Origin of the sequence: Nitrosomonas supralitoralis, assembly GCF_003011925.2 — a bacterium.
GTDB classification, from domain to species: domain Bacteria; phylum Pseudomonadota; class Gammaproteobacteria; order Burkholderiales; family Nitrosomonadaceae; genus Nitrosomonas; species Nitrosomonas supralitoralis.
The window spans coordinates 57,043-78,504 of sequence record NZ_PXXU01000009.1 but is presented as its reverse complement, the minus strand read 5'-3'; the positions used below and the strand labels follow the sequence as shown (position 1 = coordinate 78,504).

Annotated in this window: 18 protein-coding genes, 1 tRNA gene and 1 pseudogene; 12 read left to right on the top strand and 8 right to left on the bottom strand. The window is 39.6% G+C overall.

Annotation, left to right across the window (positions count from 1 at the left end; genetic code table 11):
• Positions 1-72: 72 nt before the first annotated feature.
• The 6 genes and pseudogenes from C7H79_RS04705 to C7H79_RS04680 all read left to right on the top strand — a co-directional run bounded on the left by C7H79_RS04705 (position 73) and on the right by C7H79_RS04680 (position 6,339).
• Positions 73-300, top strand: a complete 228-nt coding sequence (locus C7H79_RS04705; RefSeq protein ID WP_172592357.1) for a hypothetical protein — start codon at positions 73-75, stop codon at positions 298-300.
• A gap of 41 nt (positions 301-341) precedes the next feature.
• Positions 342-890 carry an ABC-three component system protein gene (locus C7H79_RS04700; protein WP_106706136.1) on the top strand — a complete coding sequence of 183 codons (549 nt, stop codon included), beginning with the start codon at positions 342-344 and terminating at the stop codon, positions 888-890.
• Between the two features lies 1 nt (position 891).
• Positions 892-1,119 (top strand): ABC-three component system middle component 6, encoded by a 228-nt coding sequence (locus C7H79_RS04695; protein ID WP_106706135.1) that lies wholly within the window; start codon positions 892-894, stop codon positions 1,117-1,119.
• Complete coding sequence (locus C7H79_RS04690) at positions 1,106-2,794, top strand: DUF2326 domain-containing protein (protein WP_106706134.1); 1,689 nt, start codon at positions 1,106-1,108, stop codon at positions 2,792-2,794. The genes C7H79_RS04695 and C7H79_RS04690 overlap by 14 nt, the downstream gene beginning before the upstream one ends.
• A gap of 71 nt (positions 2,795-2,865) precedes the next feature.
• Positions 2,866-4,094 (top strand): annotated as a pseudogene (locus C7H79_RS04685) (IS256 family transposase).
• Positions 4,095-4,377: 283 nt separating this feature from the next.
• Positions 4,378-6,339, top strand: a complete 1,962-nt coding sequence (locus C7H79_RS04680; protein ID WP_172592356.1) for an ion channel — start codon at positions 4,378-4,380, stop codon at positions 6,337-6,339.
• A 766-nt stretch (positions 6,340-7,105) separates the two neighbouring features.
• Here C7H79_RS04680 and C7H79_RS04675 read toward each other — a convergent pair.
• Positions 7,106-7,519 (bottom strand): ribonuclease H-like domain-containing protein, encoded by a 414-nt coding sequence (locus C7H79_RS04675; protein WP_106706132.1) that lies wholly within the window; start codon positions 7,517-7,519, stop codon positions 7,106-7,108.
• 383 nt (positions 7,520-7,902) lie between these two features.
• Positions 7,903-9,255 (bottom strand): KAP family P-loop NTPase fold protein, encoded by a 1,353-nt coding sequence (locus C7H79_RS04670; RefSeq protein WP_106706131.1) that lies wholly within the window; start codon positions 9,253-9,255, stop codon positions 7,903-7,905.
• 343 nt (positions 9,256-9,598) lie between these two features.
• Here C7H79_RS04670 and C7H79_RS18770 point away from each other — a divergent pair, with 343 nt between their 5' ends.
• The 5 genes from C7H79_RS18770 to C7H79_RS04645 all read left to right on the top strand — a co-directional run bounded on the left by C7H79_RS18770 (position 9,599) and on the right by C7H79_RS04645 (position 13,135).
• Entirely contained in the window at positions 9,599-9,892 is a 294-nt protein-coding gene (locus C7H79_RS18770) for a hypothetical protein (protein WP_106706130.1), read from the top strand.
• Between the two features lie 90 nt (positions 9,893-9,982).
• Positions 9,983-10,435 (top strand): hypothetical protein, encoded by a 453-nt coding sequence (locus C7H79_RS18765; protein ID WP_106706129.1) that lies wholly within the window; start codon positions 9,983-9,985, stop codon positions 10,433-10,435.
• 101 nt (positions 10,436-10,536) lie between these two features.
• Positions 10,537-11,919 (top strand): replication initiation factor, encoded by a 1,383-nt coding sequence (locus C7H79_RS04655; RefSeq protein WP_106706128.1) that lies wholly within the window; start codon positions 10,537-10,539, stop codon positions 11,917-11,919.
• Complete coding sequence (locus tag C7H79_RS18760) at positions 11,916-12,245, top strand: helix-turn-helix domain-containing protein (protein ID WP_106706127.1); 330 nt, start codon at positions 11,916-11,918, stop codon at positions 12,243-12,245. Before C7H79_RS04655 ends, C7H79_RS18760 begins: the two co-directional genes overlap by 4 nt.
• On the top strand, positions 12,155-13,135 hold the full coding sequence (locus C7H79_RS04645; protein ID WP_258577623.1) for a tyrosine-type recombinase/integrase: 981 nt from the start codon (positions 12,155-12,157) through the stop codon (positions 13,133-13,135). Before C7H79_RS18760 ends, C7H79_RS04645 begins: the two co-directional genes overlap by 91 nt.
• A gap of 88 nt (positions 13,136-13,223) precedes the next feature.
• On the opposite strand, the gene C7H79_RS04635 is transcribed toward C7H79_RS04645, so the two are convergent.
• From C7H79_RS04635 to lpxK, 4 genes are all read right to left on the bottom strand, one after another.
• Positions 13,224-14,396: a tyrosine-type recombinase/integrase gene (locus C7H79_RS04635; RefSeq protein ID WP_106706125.1), complete on the bottom strand. Its 1,173-nt coding sequence runs from the start codon at positions 14,394-14,396 to the stop codon at positions 13,224-13,226.
• A 133-nt stretch (positions 14,397-14,529) separates the two neighbouring features.
• A tRNA-Ser gene (locus tag C7H79_RS04630) sits at positions 14,530-14,622 on the bottom strand.
• A gap of 61 nt (positions 14,623-14,683) precedes the next feature.
• The gene (locus tag C7H79_RS04625; RefSeq protein WP_106706124.1) at positions 14,684-15,913 is read right to left on the bottom strand and encodes an aspartate kinase; all 1,230 of its coding nucleotides are present in this window, start codon (positions 15,911-15,913) and stop codon (positions 14,684-14,686) included.
• Positions 15,914-16,128: 215 nt separating this feature from the next.
• The gene (lpxK, locus tag C7H79_RS04620) at positions 16,129-17,139 is read right to left on the bottom strand and encodes a tetraacyldisaccharide 4'-kinase (protein ID WP_106706123.1); all 1,011 of its coding nucleotides are present in this window, start codon (positions 17,137-17,139) and stop codon (positions 16,129-16,131) included.
• A gap of 368 nt (positions 17,140-17,507) precedes the next feature.
• On the opposite strand from lpxK, the gene C7H79_RS04615 reads away from it, so the two are divergent.
• Positions 17,508-18,410: an alpha/beta fold hydrolase gene (locus C7H79_RS04615; RefSeq protein ID WP_106706122.1), complete on the top strand. Its 903-nt coding sequence runs from the start codon at positions 17,508-17,510 to the stop codon at positions 18,408-18,410.
• Positions 18,411-18,605: 195 nt separating this feature from the next.
• Here C7H79_RS04615 and C7H79_RS04610 read toward each other — a convergent pair whose 3' ends face one another.
• Positions 18,606-20,297, bottom strand: coding sequence for an alginate export family protein (locus tag C7H79_RS04610; RefSeq protein ID WP_106706121.1), 1,692 nt, complete (start codon positions 20,295-20,297; stop codon positions 18,606-18,608).
• Between the two features lie 300 nt (positions 20,298-20,597).
• Entirely contained in the window at positions 20,598-21,458 is an 861-nt protein-coding gene (locus C7H79_RS04605; RefSeq protein ID WP_106706120.1) for a radical SAM protein, read from the bottom strand.
• Between the last annotated feature and the right edge of the window lie 4 nt (positions 21,459-21,462).

Here is a 21,462-nt window from a genome sequence, read left to right as displayed (position 1 = left end):
ATGAATTCCGCATTGACTTACTGTTAGAACTCTAGGACATAGCAACCAATATAAGGGCGTAAGATGGATGTAATGAACGAATTTATTAGGTCTGATATAGGAGTTGCGATAGCGTGGATATGTGGTGTCGTGGGATTTATTATTGCCTTAATTAAAATAAAAGAGAACAAAACGCTCAAACAGGAGATATTAAAATTAGAAAACGTACGTATTGATCAGGGTGCAGATGAAGTATCACAAAATGGGAAGAGAAACGTATATACCAAAAACAATTCTGGGGGCATGAAAATAAATATGTAGGTTGATGGGATCTGGTTTCTAAAGGAGCTAATGATCTAGCTGTGGGTGATACAAAAAAGTTAATTCATATAAGAAATGTTTCCGGTAATGTAAATATTGGGGATTCGCCGGAGTATCAAGTCAGTTCTGCCATCAATGAACTGTTAAAGGTTCTTGCTAACAAGCCTTTTAAATTCGAAATAATGATGCGGAGGCCTTCTGCTGAAACAATCATTAAAATAAATCACAATAATCTTCGATCAAAAAAACATGTAATTAAACAGTATCTTGATTACTCTTCAAAAATTGAAGAGGCTTATTTAGAGATTGATTCGTTAGTTGCCTTTGGGAAAAATACAATTTTGAGGAATATATATGATTTATATTATTCTGCTTTGGACGAAGTTGGAATTGATTATATGTCTTCAATCGTTGATATAAATCTTATAAGAAGGAATTCAGATTTTATATTTGATTTTATTGTTCAAAAACTAAAAAATACAGTTTTTGAATCGAAAAATACACCTGTAATAAAAGAACACATTGAATTGGGAGTAAATGTTGTAGTTGCTCATGCATTTATTGAATGCATTATCTTGGAGAATCCATAAGATGATTCCTAGTCCGGGTTGTGACCCGAAAATCAATATACTTGTTATTGGATCAGAAATACTGAAACGACTGAAAAATGGTCATGTGACAACAGAGAATATGCTTATTGAAATTTCTAATGAGTTAGGAGTTTCAATGGATCATGTCATTCTAACGCTGGACTGGTTATATTCAATACATGCAATTTTTCTAGATAGAAATGAGCTTTTTATAAATGAAGTTGATTAGTCTGAAAATAAAAGTTGATACCACCGTCAGCCGGTTAGTCGAGTTCCATGATGGATTAAACCTAGTAACTAATAATAAAGGTGTAGGTAGGTCTGGGAATAGTGTTGGAAAATCCACGTTATCGCGGGTAATAGATTTTCTGTTATTAGGTTCTATTAATCCGATTTATATTGATGAAGAATTCCAAAAACCCAATATTGATATCGAACAACTATTTATTAAGCATGATGTGACAGCGGAATTGTCATTCATTGGTTTGGATGATAAAGCTCATCAATTAAAAAGAAATTTAAGTGTTATTAGCAAAGAATATCGTTATTGGTTGGATGGATTTGAAATGGAGCAAGATAAATTTGAGATCCAAGTTCAAAGCCTTTGTTTTGGTATAAATACACGAAGGCCTTCGATTAGATCAATTGTTCCAAAATTCATTCGTAATGATAGTCACAAGATGCTTAATACAACTAAGTTCCTAGATAATCGGGCTGGAATGAAAGATTACTGCGAACTGTTTTTATATTTATTTGGCTTTAATAATAGCCAACTATTAACCGACAAGCGGGATGCTAGTAATTTAGTTGTGCGGCGAAAAAGAAATTCACTTTCGATTAATGCAATGGTGAAAGAGCAAAAACCAGGAACTGAAGTAAAAAAATATTTTAGTGAGGCAAAAGCTCTAGAAGCAGAGCTATTGAAATTTGACTATTCCCCTGAATATGACAATCCTTTAGAAAGGCTTACTGAATTGCAGCACAAGGAAGATGCATATACAGCAGATTTAATGTCTATTGATCGAAAACTATCAAATATCGAAAGAACCATCAGGATGTTATCTCATGAGGACGGTCTTTATCTTGAGAATGAAGTTAAGGCAATATATGAATATGCAGGAATTAAACTCGACGGTGCAATAAAGGAATTTCATGAAGTTCTAAAATTTCATCAAAATTTAATAAATAAAAAGAAACAATTTTTGACAATTGACGTTCCCAATATTCAGGAAGAAAAGTTAGTCATTCAGACAAGATTAGATGTCGTAAGAAAGGATAAGCTAAGGGTATTTTCTGATATGCGCTCCACTGAAAGTATTAAGAATATTACCACTAAGTTAAAAAAGCTGGGGGAGTTAAAAATTCAACTCGGCAAACTTGAGGGTTTGGTGGAGCAACAGGAAAAAGCTGCCGAAGATCTTAAATTTTCGAAGGTGGAATTGGAAAGTATATTGAGTGAAATTGCACGTGAAATTCAAAATATATATAGCTTCGAGAATATTTTAAATAAACACTTTAAGTTATTAACAAAAAAAATTCTTAACGAAGAATATGCATTTAATCTGAATTACGATGAAAGCACAGGAGACTGCAAGTTAGAGGTAAAAAATACTGTCACCAACCCTGAAGGAGGGAAAAAGAAGGCTGAGGTAATTGCTTTTGATCTTGCATATATATATGCCGTTAATGACAGTAAATATAGAAGGCCAAAATTTGTTTTTCATGACAGTATCGAGGATATTGATAGCAATCAAATAGAGATTATTTTTGATGAAGCCACTAAAGTGCCTGGCCAGCAAATAATCTCATTGCTTTCGGATAAAATAAGTACGGAAGTGTATAAGAAATACGAGTCAAATATAATATTATTGTTGGATGAAGATATGAAGTTTTTTTGTATTTGAAATGGGGGTGTAAATAATTTTGTGTAAATGGTCATTTAGCAGGAAACTGTTTATATACTTTTGGAGTAAAGATGACTACATGCAAATCCCTACCGACCGACTTAATTGATAGCCTGCTGGCTGATTACAAAAAACCAGAAGATTTAATCGGTGAGAATGGTCTTCTCAAGCAACTCACCAAAGCGTTGGTTGAACGTGCCTTGCAAGCAGAAATGGCCGGGCATCTTGGTCACGATAAGCACGAAACTGTAACCAATTCCACCGGCAATGCCAGAAATGGTAAAAGTCGCAAGACTCTGAAAGGTGAATTTGGTGAATTGCCCATCGAGATCCCCCGTGACCGTGAAGGCAGTTTCGAGCCACAAATCATTCCCAGGCATCAAACTCGCTGGGTGGGCTTTGATGACAAGATCATCTCGCTGTATGCCCGAGGCATGACGGTGCGTGAAATCCAGCAACACCTTACCGAAATATATGGCACGGAAGTGTCGCCCACGCTTATTTCCACGGTCACTGACAGCGTAATGGATGAAGTAAAACAGTGGCAATCCCGGCCTCTCGATGCGGTGTATCCTGTAATCTATCTCGATTGCATCCATGTTAAAGTCCGTGATGCCGGTAGCGTTCGTGCCAAAGCGATTTACCTGGCGGTCGGCTTAACATGGAAGGCCATAAGGAAATACTGGGCTTATGGATTGCCCAGACCGAGGGTGCCAAATTCTGGCTCAGCGTTGTCACTGAACTCAAAAATCGTGGCGTGCAGGATATCTTCATCGCCTGTGTCGATGGCTTGAAGGGCTTTCCGGAAGCAATTGAAACCGTCTATCCATATGCCATTGTACAACTCTGTATCGTGCACATGGTGCGTAACAGTCTTAACTACGTTGGATGGAATAAACGCAAGGAAGTGGCTGCCGATCTACGCCTGGTCTATAGCGCCGCCACTATTGATGAGGCTGAACAGGCACTGTCAGACTTTGAAGACAAATGGAACAATGCTTATCCACCGATTGCCCTGTCCTGGCGCAATAACTGGCAACGCATCATTCCGTTTTTCGACTACCCACCCGAGATACGGCGCATCATCTACACAACCAATGCGATTGAATCAGTGAACATGAGCTTGCGCAAAGTCAGCAAAAGCCGTGGATCGTTTCCTAACGATGAAGCTGTGATTAAATTGTTCTATTTGGCACTCATCAATATCGCCAAAAAATGGTCTATGCCACTAAGAGATTGGAAACCTGCACTCAATAGGTTTACTATCCAATTTAAAGAAAGAATGCCTCGGCATTATTAACCGCCGTTTACACAAAATCAAGGACACCCTCTTTGAAATATAAAATATGTTACCCCGCAAGTGAAAGCACTATTCAGATAACCGAGAACTTCTTAATTACTTATCAAAATGTATCCAATATTATGCAACCTATTATCTACCCTCTTCCGGTATTTAATGCGTTAGGTTATAAAAAAACTCTCCTTCGTTAGCAGGAGCAATTATGCCACAATATTTTTCCTGTTTGGACTAACTAATGAATCCTCCACCTAGAGCTGACGACTTTCCGATTAAAAGGTGCGGGATGTGGTCAACAAAAAGTGATTATTTTCTTCTTAGTATCTTAAGAGAGATAGTTTGGTGTTTACGGCTATTTTCGCCGATTTCATGGTTATCGCCATTTTTCTCGCTTAAGCACGATGGCCGTAGATACAGTCACCCAAACACGGGAGAGGTTTATTTACTTACAGCCTCATTTGCGAGCATCGTATTACTAATTTCCGCATGGCTATTCGATAAAGTATTAATATTTTCAGGTGCATGGGCAGTCTTAGTAGTAATTGAAAATATTCAATATCAATTACAAACCATATTTATTCGCCCAGTTTTTCAAACGAATTACAAACCTTATTCGGCCGAGCGAACTCTCTTAATCTTTATAGGCCAGTATATACACACAATCATTGCATTCGCGCTTATTTACTTGAGCTGGTTCAAAGACAGTTTTGTTGTTAACAGCCAAAAAATAGAACTGACAATGCCAATAGCTTTTGAGTTTTCGATAGTCACTATTACAACGCTAGGATTTGGCAGTGTTTATGCTTTACCAGGAACGCCTGCTGCACTTGTCGCATCAAGTCAAGCTGTTCTCGGAGTTTTCTTGCTTGGTTTGATTATTTCAGTCGGCGTGAGTAGAACATCATTTCGTAAAAGTGTAATAATAAATTCGGGAGACACAATTCAAAAGAGATGTTCTTCTGCTTTGAAGGACTGGGGGTACGCCGATGATGTGCAGGACTTAGGGCGTGTTTTCGAAAATCGTCTTTGGATTGTAGGCGGCTGGGTTCGAAACGCTGCTCTCGGATATCAGTATGTAGGCGACATTGATTGTTTAGTTCCATTGGCACCGGAAGAGATAGCAGCTACACTAAAATGCTCCGGGTATAACTACCAAAAAAACTCTTTAGGTGCATTTAGAATTAGGCTTCCTGATGGGAATCATTTTGACATAATGAGCACTTATCATCATTGTGGAAATCATGATGTTCTAAAAGCTTTGAGATCCTTTAACTACAGCGTCAACTCTGCCGCCTTGAATCTTCTGACTAACCAACTAATTTCAACAAAAGAATTCGAACTAGATATTTCATCAAATTCAGTTAGATTCCAAAATATTAATGCGATATCAAACCAAACTCTGGATTATTCGTTGATGTACGACTTTGAAGTTTTGAGAAGTTATTATAGACTTCGACCTCACAACAATCTCGATTGGTTAGAAAGAAACGTTCTTGGTCTGGAACAAGCAATATCCGAGCAAAATGCCGAAGGCTTACTTCGTTTAGCTTCGAACGAGATAAACGTGCTCATCCCAGTAAGTTTCAATGGGTGGATTGTTCGAGGTTTTGTACGTTGCGCAATCTTGGGCGACCTAAAATACTGGGACGATATTGATGTAATTGTAGAGTGCGAGAAGTCAACCTTAATTGATCATTTGTTTTCAGTAGGCGCAATTTACTCTCTAAATTTCTATGGAAACCCAAAAGTAACACTAAACAACGGTAGGAAAGCTGACATCTGGCCACTTCCCAAAACATCAAACTTAGATGGGCATTTTACAGAGTATGCCCACAGTGCGGATATGCTTGCATGGTCTGTGAAAGAAGAAATGTTTGTTGAGGGCTCATTGTCAAGTGTTAGCACTGTGGCCCGTAGAGAACTTAGTATAAATCCTAATTTTATAAGGAATGCGCAGCCTTCTGATATCAACTATTGTATTGTAAAGACTCTTTACCTAATAATCCGGCACAAATTTACAATCAACGAATCCACCGAAAATTTACTTAAACTAGAATTCTCGCCAGATAATCTGCTTATGAAAAACCTATTTAAACTAATTAAAGAATTGCACTTATGTGGCATCGTTAATATTGAAAATCAACTTGAATATGTTTCTAGTTATATTGGTAGTAATGCTGCTGTTATCATACTCTACAGAAAGTATTGGAGTCCACCACAAACTGATAAAGACGCATCATCCTTATAGCAATAACCTTGTTAAAGGCTATAGTGGCTTATTCAGCTTAATATCTTGTACAAGAGCGTAGTTGTTAAAAATAAACACAAATTCAGTAGACTTTTGTTTATTGAGGCTACTATAAACCTACTAATCATTAAATTTAAAATACAAATAAACAAGAAAACTAAAAATTAATTTTAATTATCACTTATCCATCTGCTGTCTACATAGCATCTATACGGATAAATTATTTTTCTTTATTAACTTGCAACTATTTGTTTTTATGGGGCCGAAACCCAGAATCGAACGCTGGGCCTTCTGATTGCAAATTTGACTTACATTGAGGTCAAATTTCTAAAGCAAACTTTCCATCTGTTACTAATCTGTGATTATCTGTCTACATACCGTCTACATTAATAAATTATTTTTAACATAATTATAACAAGCTGTTGATTATATGGTGCTGTTGCGCAGAAACGAACTGCGGACCTACTGATTACGAAACGTGACTGTAATTTTGGTATATATGTAAATCAAATACTTACAATGCTTGCCACGTATAAAAACTATGTCACGCTGCCCCAAGCAGTGGTGTTTGTAGAGAAGTTTGACACAATTTTGACACAGTATTCATTTGACCTGCTTGGCTCTTTAAGCCGGATAAAAGTGGGCACTGGTTTATTAAAATTCGCTTTTAAATTCTATCTCGTACGCATAATATGTATTGCTTACAATACGAACAAGCAAGCGTGTAGAGCTTGACTGTTCCGCTGCCTGTAGTTGTTGTGTTGTATTACCACCGGAACTCCTTATGTTTTTTCCAATAACGCCATAGGTGCAACGTTCTAAAAACATCGCTGCGATTAGAACCTTCATAAGTGTCAGGGAATTCTGTTTTAATACTGCAGTAACGTTTGTAGGTGTCTCTGAGATTTGAACCCCAAATGTTGGGCCAGCACAATTCTCGCATGTCAGTATGGATTCCGCGCATAATAAAATCCGTGTTTCGCAGACGAATAGATAACTTATTAAGCTCACGGATGTCGTATTCATTGCCGTTATACGTTACGACCTCACCCGCGTCTTCAAGTCTTTCAAGAGCGCGAACACGCTTGTCTCCATAGTAAGGAATGTACCGCCCAAATTTGACAGGTTGAATGCCTATAATGGATTCGCCTACATCAACAACAAGTATCTTCTCAGACATGATATACAATTAACCTTATGGGCTTGTATTTTTAGGAAAATAACACTTTTGTAGATAAGTTTTTGCCATTTGTTGTAATAAAATTATCTCCCTGATGAATAGGCATTGGTGCAGTATTGTTGCTTTTTGTTAGCTCTTTAAAATCGTATCTAGAGTCAAAGCCTGACAGTGAGTAATATTTTGCCGTATTGGTAAGGAACTTTCTGAAACTTTTCTTTCTTACTAGATCAATGTTGTTTTTTTTGGGGGAAGGAATCAATCGCTTCAATGAGTTTTGTAATAATTCGACCAGTCAGCGCTCATAATAAAAAAAATATTTCAGAATGAAACCTAAGTAATTGTCGAATTACTATAAAATATAATATATTAACTCATTGCCTGATTTATTTCCATTGATAAAGTTGTTCTATTTTCTTGTAAATCTCAGCAAATCTTCTGGATCCTGAGTTTCCCCAACCAATATGCCAATGCGCAAGATCTATGGGTAGATCGGATCCATTATCTTTCAAAGATCCAACACTTTTCATTATGTCATTAAAATTTTCATCTTCTTCTGTTTTTAATCCACCTCCCGTGAAACACAGAGTGAACCACCAATTCACACTTTCTCCTTTAAATAATTGATTGAAGAAATTGAATGCTTCTTTAGGTAATAGTTGTTGAGTTCCTAAAAGGTTAAAAATTCTGGAGTTTCCGATTTTTAATACTGACATCAAAATCGAACCGGTGCCCAGGCACCAATATAATCCTCCTTTTTTATCTTGCGTAGTTTCAAGGAGATGTCCAATAATTCTGAATGCTTCTTGTATCTGCCTAGGAGTTAGTTTTAATGTACCAATAAGTTTGGAAATGCTATCAATTTGATAATGGTCAAATTGAATATAGCAACTCCTCTGGTTCTCACGTTCAAGGTAATAATTTACATACTTCAGTGCTAATCTCTGATAGTTTTCGTCTGAAATGTTGGGAAGTGTCACTTCTCTGTGAACAAACTTTCTGTAGTATTCCTCAAAATCAAGATCGGCACCAAAGGCGGTTCTTGCCGAATTCTCAAGTTGACTACGATCAGTAGCTAATAAGAATATAACCCCTTTTACATCAAATATATGTTTAATCGTCTCTAAATACGATATGGCGTAATCTGGCCTGCAACGATCTAGTTCATCAACAAGAAATAGGATTTTAGTATTTTCACCTTCAACAAGCGCTTGAATCGCGCTTTTTAGCGAGGCCATTGCATTTATTCTCTTTTCATAGATTGAGAATGTGTCACTCAATAATCTTTGATTTTTTTCCCGTTCTTTCTTTTTCTTCTCTGCAAATTCTCCAGCCGCTATTGGATCAATTCCGGTCATTTGCTTGGCAACTTGTCCACTAATAGCCGTTGCATACCAGCCAAAGTCTTTTGCAGCTTCGACTATTTTAGCAGTAGATTTTTCATTAATTTGATTGCAGTGAGCAATTGCCGAAATAATGGCAAAAAGTGGATCTCCATAATAATCACTTTCCCAAGCATTCAATAAGATTACCTTTGGTTTACCTTCCGCTTCTGAAGCAGTTTCAAGTGAAGATTTCCACATCTGTAAAAAGCTGCTTTTTCCAGAGCCAAATTTTGAGGTTAAACCAACAACAAGACTTCCCTCTACATATTGATGTTCTATAGCTATAAACTGTTCGAGGCGACGTGCAAAATCTTCTAATCCAAGTAAGTCATCTTCAAATGATGATATTTTCATTATTTTACCCGTAAATTAATATTTACTAACCAACTATATGCTTCTGAATTTTAATCCTGTTTTTGTTTCTCGTTCATTTACATGAACAGAGATGATCACTTAAATCCCAACTATTACTTTGCTTATCCACATTAAAAAAATAGCCCACTTCCGTTACATATTACAGTCTGGCATATCCAGTCTGGCTTCAACTCAATGCCCAAGAGCAAAGCTGTTGCGCACAATATTGATATTCAGTATTTGTATATATTGTCGTAAATTTAAATGATTGTCTCAAAATCTTCTCAAAAATTACAAGTGGTATTTTTATTTATAGTCAATTTAATAATAGCGATGACTTTTTATGAATGAAATTAATTATGCCAGCGGCATAACAGCACAGAACTTACGGGCGTTTCTTCAATTGTGGCCATTGGTTGCAATCGGAATCGAAGATAGTAAGAAAACGATAAATGAATGTAGTGATCAATTCTTTGATAAGGAAGATAATGATTTTAGTTGGTGCTATTTGTACGAATTGCCTACTTATGATCTTGTTGTGTTTCTTTTTAGTACGCTTTGTGGGGTTGTTCCACATGATCAGATCTTAAACTGGTTTAAACAGATGGCTGATACTTCAGGCAATATTGGAGCATAGCCAGATATTTTTTGCCAAGTAGATGAACATTTTGAAGATCGACAAAACCCCACGAAAGATGATCTTGACAAATTACGTCCTATTCTTCCAATGATTAGCGCTGCTTTTATTGCAATGCAATATTCTTTATTTTGTGTGCTCTATCACGGTTGCTTTCTAAACGAGTTAATCGAACGTATTCGCAATGGTGATAATAAGGCTTTAACTGATGCCATAAAGATCGACGTGTCGGTGATAGGCTGTCCAACTGTTGTCGGTAAAATAAGTAAGGCTACCCGATTACAAGACGTAAAGTTTTTTGCAAAACTAAAATCCGCCATTAATGGCAAGAAGGAAAAACTCAAACAAGATAACTTCCAAAAAATGCGCTTGGTCTTTGAAATACTCTATGAAGCTGGTGCTTTACGCTTAACTGATAAGCAACTCTACCAATTATTTGTCGAGGAATTAAAGTTATATACCGCAAATTCAAAAGGTGGCGGAAGTGAAAAAGCATTACGTAAATTTGCTGATACCTATATGAAGAAGAATACAACAACCTAAAAATTCATTTTTTGGGTGGAATACAAATCTTGAGTTGAGTTACAAAATCTCTATCCGTTGCGACAAGCATTTGCATGGTCGCCGTGGATACGAGGTTTATCATGAAGAAAGAAACAAACGTTTCACCTGAAGCTATAGCATCTAATAAAATTGTAACCGCCGAGCCACCGCAGTGGACGACGAGCTTCAGCGAGGAGGAGCAATGCGAGGGCGAGGTGGAAAAGGATTTGACAGATGCTTTGCATCAGTCTGATTCATCCCCACAGGGTACGCCGCCTAGTAACACAGTACCCTATAACTGCAATACTGATTACTTCAAGCTTTTAAGATTTGGAATTGATAGCCTGTATCTATCCTATCAAGGTGAATTATTTCCTGAAGTAAAAGAACGTTTAACTAAGCTTAAACAACTGGCACAGCATCCTGAAGCTGATCAACAAGCGCAAGCACAATATGCCATTGCCGGACATATTTTTGAAGTCATGGATAGAGGCTCATCAATATTTCCCTTTATCATGGAAGATGGCGCTTTTCGTATCAGTCTATCCAGAACCAGCAAAAAGACACCAATGGCCTATGTGAAGTTATCTTCACGCTATCTATGCAATATTACCCCTATTGAAGCAGAAACGCAGCTACGCCATATCCTGAGTGAATTGGGTATCTTGTCAGATTATGCTCATGTCAGCCGTATTGATCTCTGTGCTGACTTCGTTTCCCATGAAAACATGGAATCCTGGGGTCGTGAGGCATGGATTGCACGGGGTAAAAAGATAGATGCCCATGCAGTCAATGAGAAATTCACAGGTTGGTCTATTGGTTTGGGTGGAAAGATTTCATGCCGTTTGTATAACAAGTTAATCGAGATCTATAGCAGTGGTAGAACTGATCTTATTCCCTTATGGAAAGAAGCCGGATGGATCGAGGGTGAACCAGTCTGGCGCGTTGAATTTCAGTTAATGCGTGATGTATTGGCAGAACATGGCTTGATTAGCCTTGGCAGCGTATTAGCTAATCTAAACGGTTTATGGAGCTATGCTTCAACAGAATGGTTGCGCCTTACACTGCCTAATCCTGACGATCAAACGCGCTCACGCTGGCCGATTCATCCACTGTGGGGATATGTTTCATCCATTGACTGGGAAACAAACCTGAACACGCTTTCCAGATCGTTTCAAGCGACACGATTACCCGATGATAAGCGAATATTAGCACTGGGAATCAGTTCAATGGCTTCCTTTATGGCTAAACATGCCATCACTGACTTCGATGAGGGGCTGGGTCGTTATTTATTAGCTATCCATCAGCATCTTCATGCTAGTGGTGAATTTATCGGATTATCAGCAGAAGACATGATCCTAGAAAAAGTGCGTCTGCGTGGAAAAGAATTCAATACGATCTTAAATATCAATGAAGCAGAACAAAAGCGTCTGGTAATAGAGAGGGCTGCTAAAGTTTACCGCAAGGCAAAGGATGGGGAATGAAAACCCTTAACTTAGATGAAGCTGCTCAATTTCTTAAACTACACCCTGAAGAAGTGCGCCGTCGTGCCAAAGCGGGGATTATTCCGAGCGCTAAATTGGGTAAACGCTGGGTATTTATTGAAGATGATCTTGCTGCTCACATACGCTCGTTATATGCTAGCCCTCGGCAAGCGTTGCAAGTGGGACATGGAGAAAAACAATTATGTCACTCTGTAAACGTGGTAAGACGTGGTGGATTAGTTTCACCACACCAAGCGGCGAGCGAATTAGATGCTCTGCTGCAACTGAAGATAAAACCCAGGCACAGGAATTCCACGACAAGCTAAAAGCTGAATCTTGGCGGGTTGTGAAGCTGGGTGATAAGCCAAAACGCACTTGGGATGAAGCGGCTTATAAATGGCTGATGGAGACTCAGCATAAAAAGACACATCATGATGACGTGGCTAAAATAAACTGGCTCCAACAGTTCTTTAGAGGCAAATATCTCGATGAATTGACGCGAGATGTGATTGCAGAGATTGGCGAGTTAAAGCGGAAAGATACGAGTCCAGCAACAACAAATCGTTTACTCGCTCTGATTCGCTCAATTCTGCGCCGTGCGGCTCTTGATTGGGAGTGGATAGACAAACCCCCAGTGATCAAGCTGTATCGTGAAGCTAAGCGTCGGGTGCGTTACCTGAATGTAACACAAGCAACTATGCTTATTCAGGAATTGCCGCAGCATTTAGCGGATATGGTGACGTTTTCACTGGCTACAGGTTTGAGACGGTCAAATGTTACGAATCTGGAATGGTCGCAAGTGGATATGCAAAGAAAGGTTGCATGGATACATGGTGATCAGGCTAAAGCAGGGAAACCGATTCATGTGACGTTAAATGCAACGGCAATTTCGGTATTAACTAAGCAGATTGGTAAGCATGCAAGATCGGTATTTAGTTACAAGGGCAACCCAATAACGCAAGTGAATACAAAAGCCTGGTATAAGGCGTTAAAACGTGCTGGTATTGAAGATTTCCGCTGGCATGATTTACGCCATACCTGGGCAAGCTGGTTAACTCAGAATGGTGTGCCATTAAATGTCATTCAGGAGATGGGCGCATGGGAATCTGCTGAGATGGTGAGGCGTTATGCTCACCTTGCACCTGAGCAATTTGCTCAGCATGCCCGAGTCGTAGATGACGTGTTCAATGGCACAAATTTGGCACAATCGAAGTAAAAGCGGTTCAGTTATGTTTCTAAGTCTTTGTTTATTGGTGCTGTTGCGCAGAATCGAACTGCGGACCTACTGATTACGAATCAGTGTATTAAACTAACGAGACTTTGCAGCTACGTAAATATTCTCCCCATTGCATCATTAAATCACGCCGCTTCTCAAATAAATCACTTCTTCGATAAGCTGCCTCTGTTTGATTTTGAACCGCATGGGCTAGAGCAGCTTCGCATACTTCTCTAGAGAAGCTGGTATTATCCCCACACCAATCACGAAACGAGCTTCGCAAACCATGTACGGTAGCTTCAGAATAAGATACCATTTTTAGTGACTTACTGGCAGCCACATCGCTAAGCTTGTTAATAAACACCATGTCCTTACTGATTGATTTGTATTGATCCAAAAAGGCCAGTATTTCCAAGCATTCATCATTTAACGGAACACGATGCTCTCGACCTGATTTCATTCTGCTGAATGGAATTGTCCAGGTTTTTGAAGCCAAGTTAATTTCCGCCCAAGACATTCCACGCGCTTCTGAGCTTCTGCAAGCTGTCAGAGCTATCCATCTAACACAATAAGCGCTCATGCTGGTTTTAGCACGTAGCGCCTGCATTACTTCCGGTAATTGGATATAAGGAATCGCATTGAAATGCACAACAGGAGTTACTTTCTTTGGTGCTGCAAACACATGATCCAAGCAGCCTTTCCAACGAGCAGGGTTACTTTTATCGATACCTTCATGAAGAAATGCATAATCCAGAACAACTTCTATCCTCTGTCTTACCCTTGAGGCAGTTTCCGTCTTGCCTTTCCAGATTGGGGTGAGTACAGATTTGATATCATCCACGCCAATATTTGAAATTGATTTCTCGCCTAGGGTAGGAAACACATATTGTTGGAGTGTGTTTATCCATTGGCTTGCATGCTTGCTATTTCGCCATCCAGCTTTTTTATGTTCTATACAATCGAGAGCATATTCAGCAAATTTCTTGCCAGGCTTTTCTATCCGTAAAACTTCATTGGGAGATTGACCGCGTGCAATGGCACGCCGCATGTTATTGGCTATCTCTCGCGCTTCAGCAAGTGTTCTATCATTTATCGAGCCCAGTCCAAGCTCGATTGCCCGGCCATTCTGTTTATACCGGAATACCCAGCTTCTTGAACCTGACTCTCTTACACGCAAAAGTAGATTATCTCCGTCTGAATGCGTACCAGGAGAAAGTGAATTGATTTGTACTGCTTTTAGCTTTTTTACTTCCTTTGCCACCGTCTTACCATCCGTCTTTCCCTGAATGTTGGATGGTAGTATATTTCACAAGACGGCATTAGACAAACTATTCTGAGATCTTATTGTTTATTAGTGATATTTGTACTTGTTTGGATGATGGTGGACAATGTGTTGGCGGAGAGAGAGGGATTCGAACCCTCGATAAGCTTTTTGTGCCTATACTCCCTTAGCAGGGGAGCGCCTTCGACCACTCGGCCATCTCTCCGTTAAAATATTAAATGTAATTAATTGTATGTTAGTTCATTGACCAATTCATGAGATTAAATTCAGGGTTCTTGATCAAGATCAAAAGCTTTGTGTAAAACTCGGACAGCTAGTTCCATATATTTTTCATCGACGACAACTGATATTTTTATTTCAGAAGTGGCAATCATTTGTATATTAATTCCTTCCTCTGCTAATACCCGGAACATTTTGCTGGCAATGCCGGCGTGCGAGCGCATTCCAACGCCCACAATTGATACTTTCGCAATTCTATCACCTCCAAGTACGTCACGTGCACCAATATGAGGTTGAATTTTTTCTTTTAAAATGTTCATCGTATTGTTAAATTCATTACGATGAACAGTAAATGAGAAATCTGTTAAGCCATCCTGACCAACGTTTTGGATGATCATATCCACATCGACATTGGCATCAGCTACGGGTCCAAGAATCTGATAAGCAATACCAGGATGATCTGGAACACCTAATACAGTAATTTTTGCTTCGTCGCGATTAAATGCGATCCCTGAAATAACTGCTTGTTCCATATTTTCATCTTCCTCAAAAGTAATCAAAGTGCCTTGACCTTCATCTTCAAAGCTCGATAAAACTCTCAGTTTTACTTTGTATTTTCCAGCAAATTCAACAGATCTTAGTTGCAATACCTTGGAGCCAAGGCTAGCCATTTCAAGCATTTCTTCAAAGGTTATGGTGTTTAGCCTTCTTGCTTCAGCTACAACACGTGGATCTGTTGTATAGATTCCATCAACATCTGTATAAATCTGGCATTCATCAGCCTTTAGAGCTGCAGCCAGGGCAACTCCAGTAGTATCTGATCCACCCCGACCAAGTGTTGTGATGCTGCCTTTCTCGTCTACACCCTGAAATCCTGCAACGACAACTACATAACCAGCGTCGAGGTCAGCTCGAATCCCAGCTTCATCAATATTCAGTATTCGAGCTTTCGTGTGTGTGCTATCAGTTAAAATTTTAACTTGGGATCCAGTATAGCTTTTAGCTTTGATATCAAGTTCCGTTAATGCCATTGCCAATAATGAAATCGACACTTGCTCGCCGGTAGAGATCATTACATCTAGTTCACGTGGATCCGGATTCTCCTGTACTTCATGAGCCAATGCAATCAAGCGGTTTGTTTCACCACTCATGGCTGAAACGACAACTACAATTTGATGTCCTTGCGAATGAAATTTTGCCACTCTGCGAGCAACATTCTTTATCCGTTCGGTACTCCCGACTGATGTGCCGCCATATTTTTGTACGAAAAATGCCACAGGATTAATGATCCACTTATTTTCTTAATTGGAAAACCGCAAGATTCTACACACTTCCTTTAAAGAAAACTAGATTTAGCTTTTTTTAGGATGGAATGGATGCTTTTTTTCATAGCTTAAACGTACAAAACCGTGAATAGCAAAGTACCTATCCACGATTTCTTCCAGGTTGAAATTTTTCTTGTAACTTAAAAAAATGTAATGATTCTCTGGGATTAATTTTTGTTTTTTAGTTTCTTTAGTAGGAGTGCTTGTAATTCGTCATTAATCCAAGCTCTCTTCGGCAAAGCCCACAGTTTGTCATTAGCAAATTTTTTGCACTGTAGCACATTTTCTTCCGGCATTAGTATAGCATCAGCTTCAGGGAGATAAATCTCGTGCTGACTAAATCGATGATTTTCTGCATAAGAGTGTAATTCCGCATTCAGTTCCATTTTTTGTATGTAATCCAAGCACCAGCGAGAGTTATCAATGTCAGTCAGAAAATGCAGCTGTTTATTTTTAAAACTGGAGATGGGTCGCTGAATTTCAGGATCAAGCACGTTATATACAGTATCGTTTGTCAATCGCATATTATAGGTTTTGCCCCACTTGCTCATGTCGAGATGAAAATTTGGTTTCCCATTTGTTACGATAATATCGGACTCTCTTAACTGATTAGGCTTCAAGCGCAGCGGTCCTGCAGGCAGTAATAATCCATTGCCAGAACTATGTTCGCTGAAATCAACGACTATGATTTCTATATCGCGCTCAAGTCGATAATATTGCATCCCATCATTACAGATAATGATATTACATGCCGGATAAGTGCTCAATAATTCTTGTGCGGTGGCGGCTCTGTCTTTTCCAACCCATACCGGACAGGATTTTCGGCAGTGATGAGCTAATAAAAATGCTTTTCCATCAGTGCTAAGTAAATCATTGTCAGAGGTTATTTCATGTGGTAAGACGGGATTGTCAGAGTTATCACGCGTTATGATTCCAGGCCGATAACCCTGAGTTATCAGGAAATCCACAAGCCAAAGAAGCAAGGGGGTTTTGCCGCCATCAGCAACACTTATACTATCAACCATAATGACAGGTACAGGTAACTTGACAGAAGGCAAAATATCCAGCCAATAACATAATCTTTTCAGAGATAAGAAAAAACCATATAGAACACTTATTGGCCACAATAGAAAATGCAGTGGAGTGATTCGATGCCAGTAAAGGTCAGACAATTTCATATTTTACTTCTATTCAAGATTTAGTTAAGGTAGCTTGTTTGTTTAAGAAAGCAATCATATGTTGTTTGAAAATTTTTACACAGCCAGTATTCAATACGCAACAAAAAATCATGGGGCTTTAGGAGCCCTTTGAAAAACCATCTGCATTGTCGGTGCTGCGATAGGAACGAGTTTAAAGTGCTTATTTTAGGGTAAGCTGCGATTTTTGCCCGTTTATTCCTTGTATCGATTTGTCCAGATGCTTTTTCAGCAGTTTGTTAGAGAGATATCTACTCTGGTGATACCGGAGATAGTTGTTTAAAATCTTACGGTATCTGCTTACAGTAAAAGCAAATTCCTTAAATCTGAAAAGATAGCATAATAAGCTCATGAAAATCCCTGTAAATCGACTACTTGTACCAACTCTGTCATCTGACGATAAGCCAAAAGAACCCCATCATATTGCATACACCGATTGGGGTGACCGTAAGAATCCACATATTGTGCTCTGTGTGCATGGATTGACACGTAATTGTCGTGATTTCGATTATCTGGCGCGTACGCTTCAGACGGATTGCAGGGTGATTTGCGTTGATGTTGTTGGACGAGGCCAAAGTGATTGGCTGCAGCATGCGCATGATTATGATTATTACCCATTGTATCTTTCGGATGCGATATCGCTACTGAACTATCTCAAATCACAATACACCACGGAAATAATATTGGATTGGGTGGGTGTCTCTATGGGAGGATTGATTGGAATGGTGTTGGCGTTGCAACCAAATCTGCCAGTTTCAATCAATAAGTTGGTGATAAGTGATCTTGGCCCGTTAATTCCTGCGGTAGCATTAAAAAGAATAGCCGATTATGTTGGTAAAGATCCTCGTTTTGCTGGTTTTGAGGAATTTAAGAATTACATGAAAATGATTTCAGTTTCTTTTGGTCCTCTGACTGACGAGCAATGGAATCATATGGCGATTCATAGTGCTCGTGAGTATGCCGATGGTACTTACGGTTTTCGATACGACCCAAGAATTGCAGTGAGTTTTAAGGCGCACGAAATTTCTGATATTGATTTATGGGCACAATGGGATCAACTCAACGTTCCTACTTTGGTTTTACGCGGTATGGAATCAGATATTTTGTTGGCAGAAACGGCAGCACAAATGCAAGTGCGAGGTGCAAAGGCTGCGGTGGTTGAATTACCTGGTATCGGTCATGCCCCAATGCTAATGGATGATCACCAGATCAAGATAGTGCGGGATTTTATTTTGAATGAACGTGCTCGTTAAACTCCGCAGTAAGTAGAATCATTGCAGATTGGTGGGAGCATGCATATTAAATTCTAAAACTGTTTCCCGCTATTTACGACATGCACAACCACTGCAATTAGTTTTTATCAAGTTGTTAGTTGTTTGCGTGTTTATCGTTCATCAGAGAGTTATAACCACCGGTGTTTTCCGGTGGTTGTGTTGATTTGGTAATGTTCAAAACCGGATATTGTACTGAACATAGAAGAGATCAGGGGAGATTCCAGGCACTTGTTTCTTCAAGAAATTGCCACTCCACATTTTTGTATATCCAATCAGTACATCCTGATGACGGTTGATATGAAGATTGAACCGGAAATCAACTTCATCCCCCACATGGCTGCCGGATTGGCCTGTAATGTCTCGCAGCGTGGCTGCGCCTGCAGCGTTATACAAATAATCGCGCTCATTCGCCAGATAGAATCGGTGGTACTGTGAAATAAAGGTAACCCACGGCATTGGATTCATGGTGAATTGTGCATTGATATCATGAATATTCTGACGTCCTACACGGTCCAGGAAACCCAGATAATAGTGACCGAACGGAAACAGTTGATTAAAAGTATTGCTTCTGCCATCTTTGGAGTTACTGTCGCCAGATGCGAAATCATAACGGATCCAGCCTTGCGGGTTCATTGGCATAGCGAATCGATAACCGACTCCGGTAGCCACAGCAAAAGCGGACACATCCAGACCGGAGCGCTGGCCGAATTGATACATACCTTCCAGTTCGTAAAGGAAATTGTCAAAATTGCCCGCAAGCCGGCTGCCTAAGGTATGTACATGAGAATTACCCTGCAGAATATTCCCTGCCAATACATTGGCTGCAGGAAGATTGCGGTCATTCTCCAGGCTGAGAAAATAAAGATCGATCAAATGACCGGGTTTTGGTTTGTGGGTAGCCCACAAACCAAAGAAATTCTGCTGCGTATCCCAATTATCAAAATTACCTTTTTCGGTTATCATCGGACGCACCCAGAATGCGTCAACATCCCATTCAGGTGTACGCCAGAAAGTTTTTACACCTTGAAATGTTCTACGAGTATTGACCCAATCCAGTGTGGAGATCAATCTTTGTGAACCATACAGTAATTCCTGCCGTCCGACACGGATATAAACAGGACCATTGTTGACATTGGCCAGTTTGATATCAGTGAACAAATTGAGCATATCGGTATGGTTTCTATCCGTTGCGAGGGGAGGTAAATCAGCTCCGAGAATACGGGCATCAATAAATTCAGCAAATAATCGTACTCTATCTTTGTACCATAAATCGGCATGGAACCGTGTGCGCAGCAAATGAAAACTATTGTCAGTACCGGCAGCATTTAAACGGCTGTCGGTTTCATTTGCGTAGCGATACCAGAAACTGCCGCCAAATGATAATAGCCAATCACTGGCTAAATGGATTCTTTTGACCGGATCAAAAATGTCTTTTTCATGATCTGGGTTGTCCAGATAGCGAAAGTCGATGTCATAGGCTGGCGTGGTCAATAGCGCAAAAGGAGCATAAGGCGCAACCGGTGGTTTTTCGCGTTTGTTGCTGGTAACCATGTCCCAGAAAGAATAATAACCGGGGCCAGAGGACGGCAGAGAAAACAAGCCGGGGCGCGATGCCGCAGTGATAGGAGGTACCTTCGACATATCAAATCGATCCGCAGCCTGTGATGCATCGGCAGGTGTTGCAACTGTCGGAGTGTTTGTATTTGTAGGTGCTGGATTTGTTGCGTGGGCCTGAGAAATTAGGCACATAGCAACAACAAAAGTAAAGCCGATATTGGATAACCAATGTGGTGTTTTCTTTATCCAATGCATTCTTAACTCGGCAGAATGTTCTGCTGAAAAAGAAAACACGCGCGATGAATTCATTACGAAGCTCCTGTGAGTGGGATTAATACGATATTACTGAGAACACAAAACATTGTTGCTGGTGGAGTTATGGTTTTATTGCACGATTAGAGCAGCCATTATTAGCGATAAGCACAATTTCTAAGGCCTGGATGGATATCATCTCTGTATAAAATCTCATCAGATTATTCTTACAGTTTTACGTTAAAATCAATTATACAAAATAATAGTATTGATCAATATCAAGAAATTATCTTTTGTTGCAAATTAGCAACACGGAGATAAATTCATGGCGATAACAGAAAATTTGAGTGATGATACTTATGGATTGATTTTTACCGTTATGCCGAGCGCTTGAATTCTATTTCCATAATCCGTTAGCCATGGTTCATCCACTGTTGATAGCCGTGCTGCTTCAGGTTGCAGCGAAGGGCGTGCAATGCCGTACAATAGAACACCTTTAATTGGAATCTCATGATCAATCAGATGCTGTAAGAATTTTATATAAGCAATAATTTCCTCTTCAGCAGGGGGGGCGCCATCAATCTGGAAAATGCAGGTCTGCAGCCAAGTAGGACAGAGTGAAGTGGCTATTCGCAAATGATCATAGATTTTTCTCAGACTAATCGAGGTATTATTGATACGCTGCCTCTCTTTTGCCAATGCGCGGTCAAATTTGAACCAGACTTCTCCATTCAGGGCAGCCATATGTTTCAGACCAGCTTGTACCATAGGTCGATGAATCAGGCTGCCATTGGTAATTAATACTATTTTAAATTCTGCCGGCAATGTAAAGTCTTTTTTGACGCGACCAATCAACTCGATAACTTGATCAAATTCTTTTGCGCTGGTGGGTTCACCATTACCGGAGATAGCGATATCGTGAATTTTTCTGGCTTCCGGAGGTACCTGTTTGTGCATGAAATCGCCATGAATCAATTCGTGCAAGAATGATCGCAATTCTATTTCCAGTTTGTTCAGGTCAATGCGAGGCGCCGAGCCGCGTTTAAGTTCCGGTACCTGGCAGTATACGCAGCGCCAGTTGCAGGCATTGTTTGGATTAAGGTTAATACCGATCGATACACCACCGGCACGGCGGGATATGACCGGATAAACATAAGTGAGCCCGGCACGGTCACGACTGTGATCAATCGTATTCAATAAGTTAGGTTTTGATTGCAATGTT